Here is a 14,393-nt window from a genome sequence, read left to right as displayed (position 1 = left end):
AGCCTGAGATTTTCTCAGGCTTTTTGTTATAATTTAAGATGCGTCAGTCGTGCCAGGTATTCAAAATGCGGACCTTCTTTTATCAGTTCGCAATGCAGGCCGTTTGCATGTGCCGCATTTTGCAGCGTATTGTAGTCCACGTAAACCCAGTCAAAAGGTTCTTCCTTTTCACCCTTATAGCTAACATTAAAAAGCACTTCACCATAATAGTCCACATCGGATGGAATCCATTTTCCGCCGTCTTCATCTTCATCGAACATATAAATAATATCGGAACTGTCAATTAAAATCTGTCCATGTATGGATAATAAAGTTTTTAGTTTCTGAAGAAACGGAGCGATCCGGTTCAGCTTTCCGCAAATACCGGTTCCGTTCATCAGTAGCAGGATCGTATCAAACGGTGCAGCTGTGAGCGTCATCATGTCCTGGACAAAAGCGTTTTGAAGACCTCTTAACTTACAGGCTTCAACAGCGTTTTCCGAAATATCAATAGCCGTAACATCAAACCCTTTTTCCTGTAAATACAGGCTGTGGCTTCCGGCACCGCAGCCCACATCGAGAACCCTTCCTTTGGCAAGCTGCAGGGCTTTTTGCTCGATCTTCGGCATTTCTTTAAAACTGCGGAAAAGATAGGCAACACTCATACTGTCGGCTTCGGTAATTGAAGTTTCGGTAATGATGTCTTCCGGTGCGTTATGCGTCTGATAATCCAGTATTGCTTTTCCTATTAGGTCTTTCATTATTTAGTTTGTATCTTATATCGGTTATTTGTTTATTTGCTGCAGATTTATTGAATAACCTAGCTGCATATCCAAAATGGACAATCTTATAAAAAATCTTCCAAAGCTTGCCAAAGATAAGCATAACGAAAACAAAAAGTATTTCGATAAGCTGAAAAAGAAAACGCCCAAGAATCTGGATTATGTGATGCAGGAACTGCATGATGCCGAGTTTAAAAGAACGGATTGCCTGAAATGTGCCAATTGCTGTAAAACAACAGGACCTTTGTTTACAATTGCCGATGTGGAACGGATTGCCAAACATTTCCGGATGAAACCGCAGCAGTTTATAGAAAAATACCTCCGCATTGATGAGGACAACGATTATGTGCTGCAAAGCGTTCCCTGTACTTTTCTGGATCATGAAAATTATTGTATGATCTACGATGTGCGCCCAAAAGCCTGCCGGGAGTTTCCGCATACCGACAGGAAGAAATTCCAGCAGATAGCGAATCTTACGTTAAAGAATGTTGCCATCTGTCCGGCCGCGTATAATATAGTGGAAGAAATGAAGAAAAAAATGCCGCTTTAAGTTGAAAACATTCCGATCCAAAACCGATTCCGCAATCATTATGATTCTTGCCGCCTCTTTTATAGGTCCGGCAATACTGTTTATCAGTCAGAAGGATTGGAAAGGAGCATTGCTTATGTGTGCGGTGCTGGCGTTTATTGTTTACCTGTTCCTGGAAACGAAATACTACATTAAAGGGGATATTTTACAGGTAAAAGCAGGATTTTTGGTCAATAAGAAAATAAAGATCATGTCCATTCAATCGGTCATGAAAACCGATTCGGTATTAAGTGCACCTGCAAATTCGATTACGGACAGGATTGAAATAAAATATGAAGACTCAAAAAGTGTGATTATTTCCCCAAAAGAAAAGGCAGCATTTGTTACGGAATTGCTGGCCGTGAATCCCGCTATTGTCGTGCAGTTATAAGTGCAGACCGATTTATTTACCGGTCCAGCCACTTTTTAAAGTTGGCAATCTCATGTTTGCTGACCAATATCGGACTGCTGTCATTGATGGCGGCGGTAACTTTAATTTCTACTTTCTGGCTGGAATGGCGAATGACTTCTTTGATCGCCGAGATGTGGAAAATGTATTTCCGGTTAACTTTAAAAAAGAACTCCGGATTGAGTTTGTTGATGACATCCTTGATGGTGTCACTGTACAAATAACTGTTGCCGTTTGAAGTGTAAATAAAAAGATGCTTTCCGGAACCCATAAAACAATCAATATCGGAATCGTTTATTGAAATAAACTTATAACCGTGATTCACCAGAAAACGTTTCTGGTAGGAATCGGCGTTCTTGTTTTCGATGGTTGCCAGCGATTGTACCGTCTGATTCAGGTCGAAAGCACTTTTCATCTTTTTGTATTTCGATATTGCGGCAAGCAGTTCCTGTTCTTCAAAAGGCTTGAGCAGGTAATCGATAGTAAAATGTTTGAAGACCTGTATGGCATAAGCATCATAAGCCGTAACAAAGATAATCGGACTCGGGATGGAAATTTCTTCAAAAATGTCCAGACTTTTGCCGTCACCCAGGTGAATGTCCATAAAAACCAGGTCGACAGTATGCTCTTTAAAGAAAGCAACCGCTTCTTTTACAGATTTTAAAATAGTTATTTTAGACACTGCAATGACGTCCTGTTTCTCCAAAATCGATTTGAGATAACCGGAAGCCAGATGCTCATCTTCTACAATAGCTACTTGCATTTTACTTTTTTATGTAAAAGTAAAAAAAAAGCCCGGTTTTAAAACCGGACTTCCTGAAATTATAAATTAGGGTTATTCAACTGCGCATTTCGTGGATAAGGCAGCGTATAACGCGGGTCATTCTGAATAAGCGTATAATCCTGTCCGTCTATCTGGTGAATGATCTGTTTCTGATTCATTCTTCTCAGGTCAAACCAGCGATGGCCTTCTACGGCTAATTCACGTCTTCTTTCTTCAAAAAGGAAGTTGGTGAAATCCTGGGCAGACATGTTGTTCACCTGGGTACTCAACTGGGTATATCCGGCCGGTGTATATCTTTTCTGTAACAATGGCAATACCGTTGCTTTTGCTTCGGTAACGTTGTCCAGTCTTAACTGCGCTTCCGCTTTGATTAAATACAACTCGGAAGTTCTGAAAGTACATTTCTGATCCTGCTCACCACCTTTTTTAAATTTGAAGCGGCTGCCCGATGCCTGGAAATACAACGGAAAACGAAGGTCATTCTGCTGGCTGAAAGCACCAATCAGATCTGCAGAAGCATAAGAAGCCGTTTTTAAAGTACTGATAAAAGCATCGTCTAAAGCCATTACCGATTCCACTCCGTTGAATTTGTTTGGTAACACAGCGGCACTGTTCAGGTCGGCAAGCTCACTTTTATAAGTCAGAGCCGTATTGGCAGCATCCAGTGCTTTTTGCCATTCGTTACGGTACAAACGCACTCTTGCTTCTAACGCAAAAATGGAAGCTTTGGAAAAACGGTAGTTTAATCCTGTCGCCTGTGTGGACTGATTCAATAAATTCTTAGCCTGGTCGATATCGAAAAGGATCTGATTGTAAACATTGGCAACACTTTCCGGAATGAAATTCTGTTCCAGATCCACTTCCAAAGCCAAAGGCACACCTTTATCACTGCCAGATGTCGCTGCGTTGTATGGTTTCCCAAACAGGTTGATCAGGTCAAAATAGGTAAGGGCTCTTAAAGCATGTGCTTCACCGATTAACTGGTTCTTTTCTGCTGAAGCCGGAACTTTTGCACTGGCTTCGTTAATCACTACATTCGTATAGAAAATAGTGTTGTACAGCTGTCCCCATTGAAATGTGGTCGTTGCCGGATCCGGGTTGGCATCTTTCCAGATATAGATGTCTCTGTAATAAACCAGCTGATCGTCAAATTCGTTCAAGGTCAGCTCGTCTGCGCGTAATGACGCAAGCGATTTGTGTCTTGGGAAAGCATTATATCCGGTTGTCAGTACGGCACGGAAATCTTCCAGCGTTTCCGGAATCACTTTTCCTTCCGGTTTAATGTCCAGGAACTCATTACAGCCTGTCATTCCGATAGCAGCGGCAAACAGAACGATATATTTTGATATTTTTTTCATGATTCTCAATTTTTAAAAAGTTAAGTTTACACCCAATGTTATTGATCGTTGGATTGGCTGTGCATAAATGTTACCAAATGTTTCCGGATCAAAATAACCTTTGTAATCAGAACTAATAACGAAAAGATTTCTTCCCTCAACGCTGAATCGAACATTCTGAATGCTCATTTTTTCAGTTACCGCTTTCGGTAAGGAATACCCCAAACGAATACTGCTGATTCTTAAATAACTCATTTCTTCTACCCAGGTATCCAAAAGCGCATAAGTGTTAATTGGTGATGCGTTTGCAAACCACTGGTATGCCATCCAGGAATCTCCGGTACCGGATTGCTGACCTACGATTCCCGGTAAGTTAGAATTCGGGTTGGAAGGCGACCATGCATTTAAAATGTCTGTGGTGAAGTTCTGACCTCTGTCCACTTGTGTTCCGTTGTATGGCGGTCTTTTAACAACCGTTTGTTTTAAATTAAAAGCTGTTGAAACCGTTAAATCGAAATCTTTAACCTTAAAGGTATTGATAAAACCTCCTGTAAATTTAGGATCCTGGTCACCCATATAGGTAAATAAATTTCTGAATTCCGATGCGCTTAAAGCAGACTGCGATAATTCTCCCGGCAGGAAATCGGCATACGGGTCAAACAATTTAAAGAAATTCACAGCGCTAACCACTTCACCATTGTTGTTTAAAAACTGTGGATAACCATTAGCATCGATTCCGGCAGTTTTCAAAGCGAAAACGGCATTAACCGGATAGCCTTCTCCTGATGGCAGGTAGCTGTTCGCTCTCACTTCTACACGGTCAATATTACTCTTGTTATGTGCAAAGTTAAAGTTGGTAGACCATTTGAAATTAGGATTATCAATGTTCTTAGTCGATAATGAAATCTCAAAACCTTTGTTCGTTACCTGAGCCCAGTTCATGTTTGTATATTCGAAACCGTTTTCAAGCGGTAAAGCACGGATACCTAATAAATCGGTACTCTTTCTGCCATATAAATCTGCTGCTACATTAATACGGTTTTTCAAAACACCTAAGTCCAGACCAAAGTTAACGTTTTCTGTTTTCTCCCAACGCAATTTGCTGTTTGGAGGACTGGTCACCACAATAGTCGGCTCCGATTGTCCCGGAAGAATACTGGTGTTGTTATAGTTTCCTACTACGAACGGAGAAGTACCTTTGTCGATATTTCCTTGTAAACCGTAAGAAGCACGAAGTCTTAAATTGCTAATTGTCGGAACATTGTCTTTTAAGAAGTTCTCTTCGGAAGCTAACCAGGAACCGGAAATAGACCATAACGGAAGGTATTTGTATTTAGGATCCACTCCGAATAGATCGGAACCGTCATATCGCACACTTCCGAAAACAGTATACTTTCTGTCGTAGGTATACGAAGCTGTTGCATAGAAAGAAGCAAAAGCATTCTCGTTTTTCGTTCTGTTGTACATTTTATAATCGGAACTGTTTGCCGTTTCCTGGTTCGGGAAAATTGGCTGAATAGTGTTTCCGGTTTTACGGTCATAACCAAATCCTCTGGTATAGATACTCGTATTATAGGTTCTTCTTAACTCATTACCCACAAGAAGGTCCAATTCGTGTTTTTCATTGAAAGTCTTGTTGTAGGTTAACTGTGTTTTTACGTTATACTGGAAAAAATCGGTATTCCAGTTTTGAATGATCCCGCCATCCGGTAAGAAATAGTAATAATTTCCATTGCTGTATCGTCTGGTTTTTTCTCTTTCCTTACGGGAGAAATATGTTTCTTTTCCGGCATATTTTTCGGTACCGGAATTATCCAGCTGTAAACCGATTTGAGAAGTCAGTTTTAAATCATTGGTGATTTTATACTCCAGATCAAAAATCGCTTTTAACGCTCTTGTTTTTAATTCATACGAAGTGTTTTCTCTTTCTTCCAGGAAGTTGAACGGAACATAACGATCCGAATATCCCTGGATATCTTTGTCATATACATAATTACCGTTGGCATCAATTGGTGATAAATACGGATTAGCACTACGGGAATAATTAGCAGGATTGGTAAAAGCATCCGTATCGGAAATATAGGAAGTGTTTTTACTCTGACTTCCGAATAAACCAACACCTACTTTAAACTTGTCTGATAATTCGTAATTGTTTTTTAACGTAAGGTTATATCTTTCAAAACCGGTTCCTATGGTCGCTCCTTTTTCGTCATAGTATCCTAATGAGAAATAGTAATCTGATTTTTCACCACCACCGGAAATACTCAATCCGTATTGTTTGTTCACGGCTGTACGGTATAATAAATCGCCCCAGTTGGTTTGATTTTTACGCAAAGCGTTAATCGCCTGCTGTGTTCCCGGAGTCAATGCAGAGAATCCACCGGTTCTGTAAGCGCTTAATTCACCGGCACCGTTAAGGATACGGGAAATTTCACCGTTTCCGTCTCTGTAGGTTAAATCAGAACGTCCTGCCAAAGCCAGTTCGAAATCCACTTTCTGGTCGGCATTCATTAAATTTAACTTCGAAAAATCCGGTTTTTGCGTTACGAAGGTATTCGCAGTGAAATTCACAGCCATTCTTCCTTTTTTACCTTTTTTAGTGGTAATCACGATAACACCGTTAGCCGCTCTTGCACCATAAATTGCTGTTGCAGCGGCATCTTTTAAAATAGTAATATCTTTAATATCATCCGGATTTAAACCGGCAATAGAAAAGTTATTCAACTGGTCGATATTGTCTTTGTCATTAAATTTCGGAACGTCATTTCCTTCTAACGGAAGTCCGTCCAATACCCATAGCGGATCCTGCGGTCCGGAAAGAGAGGCAGTACCCCTGATCCTGATTTTTGCGGCACCACCCGGGGCACCATTTCCGGGAGTAACGGCTACACCGGCAACCTGACCCGCCAATAACTGGTCAACGCTGGCAACACCGGCTTGCTGAATGTTCTCCATGTCTACTTTAGTCAGGGCAGCTGTAAGTTTACGTTTCTCAATTTTCTGATAACCTGTAACCACAACTTCCTGCAATTGATTCATGTCGGCTTTCAAAGAAACATTATAGTTACTTTGTGACGACAGGTCAATCAGATATGGTTGGTAGCCAATAAAACTAACCCGAAGGCTTTTTACATCTTTGGAAATTTCCAATTTGAAATGACCATCCATATCGGTAACTGTTCCGACACCGGTACTCTGAATAATACCATTTTGTTCCGTTTTGTTGGAAATGGATTGGTTCTCAACATATACCGAAACACCCGGCATAGGTAACTTATCTTGGGAATCGGTTACCTTTCCGGTAACCGTCCTGGTTTCTTGGGCATGGCTAACATAGGAGAGGAGGATAGCCATTAAAAAAATTAGTTTTTTCATTTTTGTCAGTCAGTTTATAGTGGATTGTTTAGCGCTTTGTCAATACGATTAATTAAATCGGCATAATGATTTCGGGTTTCCTGGTTTCCGGTATTCTTCTTCAATCTTAACAGTTGCAGAATCTTGTTTAATTCCCCTTTCTTTTCGGATGTTACCTCGGTAACTCTTTTTAAAGAAGACTGGTTGATATTTCGCACCATTCGATCTTCATGAAGATGGTTACATAAGGTTGGCATACTCAGTGTTTTCGAAAACTGTAGCGATTTCTTGGCATCCGTTTTTTCAAACAGTTTGTTTGTGGAAACGATCAATACATCTACATAGTTCTTTTGTGTCATACGCTCCAGAATGGATAGTGATTTATTCTGAAGAGTAGCCCCGAAGATCTGCTGATGTACTTTACCAAACAAATTACTTACCGTGAACAATTTATCTTTACTGTTGTTTCGTTGATACAATTCGTTTTCAATCATACGAAGCAAACGCTCATCGCTGAAAAGATCATATAAAATACCATACTGCAATTCTCTCGACAGGGTATAAGGCGTATATTCATAAGGGCCAACCGGCGAATCTTTTAATGGATTGGTTTTGTCAAGTATTGAATTGAAAAACAACCATTCCGGAATTGTAATCACATTTCTAAGTAAATAATCGGTTGCTTTTCGCTGCATTGCTGCCGGAACCGGAATATAACTGGCCTTGTTGTCACCGTGTACTGTAGTGTTCAGATACACACCGCCAATATTGTTCAGTACATGACGGTTGTACAATTGCCATTGCCCGATAGTTCCGATATATAATTTCCCGGTTTCATAGTAAGACTCGTCTTTGTCGTATGTCCAGGTCAGTATATTATTGACAACGCGTTTTAAATTCTTTAAACCGTATTCACTGGCTTTAACAGCGTCATTTCCTAAGTCTTCCGACTGAGAACGAGGGTCAATTATAGCCGCACCGTCCTGCTGTTCACCGTAAAAGTAAATAGGATCATGCTGATGTTTTGTGATTAAAGCGTTCAATTTTGTTTTTTCTTCCGTTTCATCTGGATACCATCGGTATCCCCATTCTATCGCATATTTGTCATATTCTCCAATTTTAGGAGTAATCGCTGTAACACCGTCTTCCGGTTGTGCCACATAGTTATAACGGGCATAATCCATGATTGAAGGTGCTGTTCCGCCCATCTTTTCAGTAAACGCTTTGGAACGAAGTGAATCTACTTCAAACGCAAAAGAAGAACCCATATTGTGTTTTAATCCAAAAGTATGCCCCACTTCATGCGAAGAAACAAAACGGATCGCTTCTCCCATGTGTTCATCACTAAATTTATTACCTCTGGCTTTCGGATCTATTGGTCCGGTCTGGATGCGCATCCAGCTGTGCAAAGAGGTCATTACATTGTGCCACCAGATAATATCGGCTTCTAATATCTCACCGCTTCTCGGGTCTACTACAGACGGGCCCATTGCATTTGCTTTTGGTGAAGCAGCATAGGTAATTACCGAATAGCGCACATCATCTACATCAAAATCGGTATCGGCTTCGGTAGGTTCCTTAGCGATTACTGCGTTCTTGAATCCTGCTTTTTCAAAAGCGGCCTGCCAGTCATGTACCCCGTCAATAATATATTGTCTCCACTGTTTTGGAGTGGATGGGTCAATATAATACACTATCGGTTTTTTAGGTTCTACCAATTCCCCTTTCAGGTATTTTGCTTCATCTTCTTTTTTAGGTTCCAATCGCCAGCGGGTGATCAATTCCTTTTCAACCATGGCATGCTGGGTATCGTTAAAATACCAGTGCTTCTCTGTAAAATAACCGATGCGTTTGTCTAAAAAGCGGGATTGCATCGGAACCTTATCCAACAATACGATATTGCTGGTAACACCTAAAGTTACGGATAAAGCAGGTCCGCCTTCGCTGATAGAGGTCGTTAATTGTGATTTTACCACCACATTGCCCGGAAAGGTCTTTACACTTTCTATATACGATAAATCAGACTTAACAGATCCGCCAAATCCAATCGAACTCAGTACATCGTTAAAACTCTTCTGCTTTCCGTCAAAGATCTTGTTTACTTTAATGACTACTGCTGTCGAATCGCTGTTTTTGGTTTCAATGTCAAAAACCTCAATAATGGATTCCGAAAAATTGTTTTTTACCGATTCGGTTATCGCATCCGTTTCCGGTGAAGAAACTTTTGGCAGGAATGATTTCACCCATACTTTTTTGGCAACCGTATCTTTATAAAAGGTGATTACTTTGTTTTCATAATTCATTCCTTTGTTTAATCCGGCTTCATTAACCTGCATCGGTACTTGCGATAATTTGTTTACCACAAGGAATTCTCTCCCCATTAAACTATCGGGAATTTCAAAATAAATATCGGTCTTAACCTGAATCGTATTAAAAAGCCCTTTTTTCAAAGTTCCTTTTTTTAATAATTCTGCGTAACCTTTTGTTTTTGTAATCGTAGTGTCTTTTGTCGTTTCTGATTTTGTATCTTTTTGCTTTTTCTTTTGGGAAAATGCGGCAACATTACTTAGTAAAAACAATAATATCAATACATATTTTGTGTTTGATATGAATGCCTTTTTGCTCATCTATGTTAAGTTTAGGTTAAATAATTATCGCGAAATTTAGAAGCTTTGGCGGCGATAAAAAAACAAAACGGAGTGAGTGGCTATTTTTTGAGAGTGAGTGCTCTTTTTTTAATCAATAAGGGGTAGGATACAAATGAAATTTCCGTTTTCTTCAAATGTTTTGAAGTCTTTTTTCGAATAATAATTATATATACTTTGTAAATATTTCAGCCCAAAATTATTACTTTGTTCAGGACTGGCCTTTTTTTGTAAATTATTGCTAATAATTACACTGTCTTTTTTAATAATAATGCGGGTTTTTAAAGGCGATTCGATGGTTGCAGAATTGTGCTTTATCACATTTTCAATACAAATCTGAAGCGCTAGGTACGGAATGTCTTTAATCAGACCCGAATCTTCTTCAATTTCAATGGAAAACTGCAATTCTTCATTGAACCGCGTCATCTGTAAAAAGATATATTTCTCTATAAACGATAGCTCATCGCTCAACGGAACGATGTTTTCCTGTGGCGGATCGATAAGATAACGGTAAATTTTGGAAAGATTCAGCGTGAACTTTTTAGCGGTTTGCGCATTGACATCAATCAGCATATAGAGTGAATTCAGCGTGTTGAATAAGAAATGCGGATTGATCTGTTCCTTCAGCTGTTGCAGCTGGATCAGCGCCTTCTCTTTGGTAACCTTTTCGTTTTCCAGTAATAAATTGTTTTTGTCCTTGATCAGGGCTTCTTTTTCCAGGTATTCCTTCCGGTTGGCACGATTGAACAGATAGAAAACAAAAACCAGAATAAATGTCGTGGTCAGGTAAATGGCCGAAGCATATTTTTTGACATTGTTTACATTCTCATCGGCAATCATTTTGGGGAAGTTAATACAGATGTACCAGTCGATACCCTCAAAGTGAAGCGGTTTTACAAAGCGGATAACGTCCAGCTGCAGGTATTCCGACATGGCAATCTCCTCATTGTAGTCCGTTTTCCTTTTGAAAATAGTATCGGAAGGCTTCAGGTTGGAAAAAGTAAAAATGTTTTTACCGTTCTTTTCAATATCCGGATGGAAAATGCAGGTACCGTTTTTGTCAAACACAAAAGCATAGTTTGGCGCATTCTCATCTATCGTGGAAAAATACTGATGCAGCTTTTTTAAATCAACATCATAACCGTAACGGATGGCTGTTGTTTCGTCTTTTCTGATTTTAAAATAATTGCGCCAGATTAAAGTATCGCCCTTGCGGAGAATAAGACTGGTGTTTTCTTCCTTATTAATAGGATCGACCAGCAGATTGAGATTCTTCTCAAAAGATGTTTTTTGAGAAGAACTGTTGCTGTAAATTTTGCCGTTGTTAATCTGGAACCAATTGGAGATAACAACGGGATTGCTAAGCTGGATCGCATTTAAAACCGAAAGGTTGTTGGCCAGATTCTTGTCGGTACTGATTTTTAAAACCTGGTTGACATTCTTTTTCTGCTCCAGTAATCGCGAAAACTCCTGCTGGAAAACATCATATTTCTTTAAAAAACTTCTTTGTGCAATTTCCTGATTGGATCTTTCGGTGATTTTGGTGATCAGGTTGCTCAAAAAATAAATAGCAATCATGGTCATAACAATGACGCCAAGACTGGTTATTAAAAACGTTCTTCGGGAAATAGTATTTTTTAAAGGAAATCGCAAAGATAAATCAGTGTTTAGTTTTCATATATAAGGTAAGGTGCTCTTGTTTTTTGAAAAGCAGTCAGCCCTTTTTCCCATGTTTTCCGGATCTCCGTTTCGCTCAGCCCGGATTCGATTTGCTGTTGTAACTTTTTAGTGCCGGCTAATTTACTAAAGAAACTGTTGAAAAAAGCTTTTTTATCGGTAGTTTCCTGATACGCCTTTATCAGCCACTTCAATTCTAAACGGGAAACAGGAGTAGCCTGCGACAGGTCTTCACCATAGCATAACTTTCCGTTGTAAGGCGGTTCTTTAGCACCGGTATTGGGCGATGGCGTAAAGCTGAAATCGGATTTTGGTAAAAACGGAGAACCGTAAAGCTGGAATTGTTTATCTGTTCCACGGCCTACACTAACATTTGTTCCTTCAAAAAAACACAGGCTGGCATATAAATTTATCGACTGGTCATTCGGAAGATTCGGTGACGGTTTCACCGGAAGGCTGTAAGCCAGCGTTCTTTTGTAATTGGAGCATGGGATTATTTCCAGCGGACACTGAATCCCATTCTTTAACCACTTTTCCCCATTGATCATTTTGCCGTATTCCCCGATGGTCATACCGTGCAAAACCGGGATAGGGTGCATTCCTACAAAACTGGTAAACTCTTTCTCCAAAACGGGTCCGTCAACGATTTTGCCATTCGGATTCGGTCTGTCCAGGATAATTAAAGGAATGTTTTCCTCTGCACAGGCTTCCATGATATAGTGTAACGAAGATATATAGGTGTAAAAACGCGCACCGACATCCTGTAAATCAAAAACCAGGACGTCAATATCTTTCAGCTGTTCCGGTTTTGGTTTTTTGTTGCTGCCATATAGGGAGATGATCGGTAATCCGGTTTTGGTATCTTTACCGTCTTTGATTAATTCACCGGCATCGGCAGTGCCTCTGAAACCATGTTCGGGAGCAAATATTTTTTGAACATCAATTTTATTGGCCAAAAGAAAATCAACCAGATGTACCGGTTGGGCTGTTTTCTTGCGGGAAGCATTATAATTTACAATACCGGTCTGATTGGTAACCACCCCGATTTTTTTGCCTTTTAACAACGGCTGGTATTTTTCAAAATTATCGGCACCGGTAAGTATTTCGTTCTTTTTTGAATCCGCTACTGCAATACTGCTTGAAGTTGCTGTTTTTTCTTCTTTACTCTTAATGATAGAATTTCCACAGGAAACTGTCGCTAAAACCAAGAATAAAACTGTATTTTTGAAAACCGAATTTGATATCATAAGACTTGAGATTAGAATATTTTATAGCAAAAAGATTAATTACTACTAAAAACTATAAAAGTAGTATTTCTGCACCAATAATAAAAATTGCAATTGCAGCCATCGCGATCGGTATTGTGATGATGATTGTTTCCGTGGCGACCGGAGTAGGATTGCAACAAAAAATACGCCAGAAAATTGCCGCATTCAACGGCCACGTTATTATTTCTAATTATGATAACAACCAATCCGAAGTGAGTGTGGAGCCCATTTCCATAAATCAGCCGTTTTATCCGAAGTTTAAAAATGTAGAAGGCATCAGTCATGTTCAGGCTACAGCTTCCAAAGCCGGGATTATCCGGACGGAAAATGCATTTGAAGGAATTGTATTTAAAGGAGTGGGGAAAGATTTTAGCTGGGATAACCTGAAAGAATATATTATAGCGGGCAGGATCCCGAATTTAAAAGCCGGTTTGAATGCCGAAGTGATCATTTCGCAATATCTGGCAAACAGACTCCAGTTAAAATTAGGCGATAAATTCAATACGTTCTTTATGAAAGAGGACGGAGGGAATAACCAGATGCCGAATTTGCGCCGGTTTGAAATTGTCGGTATTTATAATTCCGGATTTCAGGAATTCGATGCCTCTTATGTATTGGGTGATATCCGCCATGTTCAAAGAATCAATAAATGGAGTAAGGATGAAGTTGGAGAATTTGAAGTGTTTATTGATGACTTTTCAAAGATCAAAGAAAAAGGAGAAGAGATCTATTCTGAAATTCCGCCTACCTATAATAGTATGACTATCCAGGATAAGTACTTTAATATTTTTGAATGGCTGAAACTATTCGACTTTAATATCGTAGTTATCCTTATTATTATGATAGTAGTGGCAACCATTAATATGGTTGTGGCGCTATTGGTACTCATTTTGGAGCGTACGCAAATGATTGGTATTTTGAAATCGATAGGTGCCAACAATTGGATGATCCGGAAAATATTTCTTTACAATGCCTTATACCTTATTATAAGAGGACTGTTTTTTGGGAATGTTATTGGGATAGGTGTGTTGTTGATCCAGAAATATTTCGGAGTTGTCAAACTAAATCCGGAAAACTATTATGTTACCGAGGCGCCGGTGGTTATTGATATACTATATATAGGTGCATTAAATGCAGGTACGATACTGGTGTGTCTGGTTGTTTTGCTCATTCCGTCCTATATTATTACCAAGATTTCGCCGGTAAAAGCAATCCGATTCGAATAATGACGGTCAAAAAGTGGTCACCAAGAAATTTTTAAAGCAATAAAAGCGCAGCCCCGGATGATACCCGGGGCTTTTTTTTGATTTTTTGCTGGTCTTTTATACTATATATAAGGAGTGCTGTAAAAAGAAAATACCACAAAAACCATTGTGGAAGCCTTGTTTTAATAGGGATGGCAGCGGATAAGCGGGATTTGCACCAAAAACCCCTAAAAATAATTTGTTATATTAAGGATTAGTAATCAGTTTGTTAAGTTATTGTTTTGTAGAAAGGCAAAAAATAGTTTAGAAATAGTTTGGAGAAGAGTAAAAAGGTGCTACTTTTGCACCCGCAATCAAGGCGAAGTTCATTAGATATTGAGGTTGA

The 14,393-nt window shown here is 39.4% G+C and carries 10 protein-coding genes; 3 read left to right on the top strand and 7 right to left on the bottom strand.

Going from position 1 to position 14,393, the window contains the following annotated elements; translation table 11 throughout:
* Nucleotides 1-26 precede the first annotated feature (26 nt).
* On the bottom strand, nucleotides 27-740 hold the full coding sequence (locus BGO42_RS01425) for a class I SAM-dependent methyltransferase (RefSeq protein WP_273245643.1): 714 nt from the start codon (nucleotides 738-740) through the stop codon (nucleotides 27-29).
* Between the two features lie 76 nt (nucleotides 741-816).
* Between BGO42_RS01425 and BGO42_RS01420 the strand changes: the two genes are divergently transcribed.
* Both BGO42_RS01420 and BGO42_RS01415 read left to right on the top strand, forming a co-directional pair.
* Entirely contained in the window at nucleotides 817-1,311 is a 495-nt protein-coding gene (locus BGO42_RS01420; protein ID WP_177732203.1) for a YkgJ family cysteine cluster protein, read from the top strand.
* Nucleotide 1,312: 1 nt separating this feature from the next.
* Nucleotides 1,313-1,720 (top strand): PH domain-containing protein, encoded by a 408-nt coding sequence (locus tag BGO42_RS01415; RefSeq protein ID WP_273245646.1) that lies wholly within the window; start codon nucleotides 1,313-1,315, stop codon nucleotides 1,718-1,720.
* Nucleotides 1,721-1,736: 16 nt separating this feature from the next.
* On the opposite strand, the gene BGO42_RS01410 is transcribed toward BGO42_RS01415, so the two are convergent.
* The 6 genes from BGO42_RS01410 to BGO42_RS01385 form a co-directional block, all read right to left on the bottom strand.
* Nucleotides 1,737-2,501 (bottom strand): LytR/AlgR family response regulator transcription factor, encoded by a 765-nt coding sequence (locus BGO42_RS01410; RefSeq protein WP_273245648.1) that lies wholly within the window; start codon nucleotides 2,499-2,501, stop codon nucleotides 1,737-1,739.
* Nucleotides 2,502-2,560: 59 nt separating this feature from the next.
* Nucleotides 2,561-3,880 (bottom strand): RagB/SusD family nutrient uptake outer membrane protein, encoded by a 1,320-nt coding sequence (locus BGO42_RS01405; protein ID WP_273245650.1) that lies wholly within the window; start codon nucleotides 3,878-3,880, stop codon nucleotides 2,561-2,563.
* A 12-nt stretch (nucleotides 3,881-3,892) separates the two neighbouring features.
* Complete coding sequence (locus tag BGO42_RS01400) at nucleotides 3,893-7,234, bottom strand: SusC/RagA family TonB-linked outer membrane protein (RefSeq protein WP_273245651.1); 3,342 nt, start codon at nucleotides 7,232-7,234, stop codon at nucleotides 3,893-3,895.
* A 14-nt stretch (nucleotides 7,235-7,248) separates the two neighbouring features.
* Nucleotides 7,249-9,840: a zinc-dependent metalloprotease gene (locus BGO42_RS01395; protein WP_177732218.1), complete on the bottom strand. Its 2,592-nt coding sequence runs from the start codon at nucleotides 9,838-9,840 to the stop codon at nucleotides 7,249-7,251.
* 108 nt (nucleotides 9,841-9,948) lie between these two features.
* The gene (locus BGO42_RS01390) at nucleotides 9,949-11,511 is read right to left on the bottom strand and encodes a sensor histidine kinase (protein ID WP_177732221.1); all 1,563 of its coding nucleotides are present in this window, start codon (nucleotides 11,509-11,511) and stop codon (nucleotides 9,949-9,951) included.
* Between the two features lie 14 nt (nucleotides 11,512-11,525).
* Entirely contained in the window at nucleotides 11,526-12,782 is a 1,257-nt protein-coding gene (locus BGO42_RS01385) for an exo-beta-N-acetylmuramidase NamZ family protein (RefSeq protein ID WP_273245654.1), read from the bottom strand.
* Between the two features lie 5 nt (nucleotides 12,783-12,787).
* Between BGO42_RS01385 and BGO42_RS01380 the strand changes: the two genes are divergently transcribed.
* Nucleotides 12,788-14,029: an ABC transporter permease gene (locus tag BGO42_RS01380; RefSeq protein ID WP_273245656.1), complete on the top strand. Its 1,242-nt coding sequence runs from the start codon at nucleotides 12,788-12,790 to the stop codon at nucleotides 14,027-14,029.
* Nucleotides 14,030-14,393 lie beyond the last annotated feature (364 nt).

Source organism: Flavobacterium sp. 40-81 (genome assembly GCF_001898245.1).
In the GTDB taxonomy this organism is placed as follows: domain Bacteria; phylum Bacteroidota; class Bacteroidia; order Flavobacteriales; family Flavobacteriaceae; genus Flavobacterium; species Flavobacterium inviolabile.
Note: the sequence above shows the minus strand (reverse complement) of the source record. Positions and strands in the feature narration are given on the sequence as shown.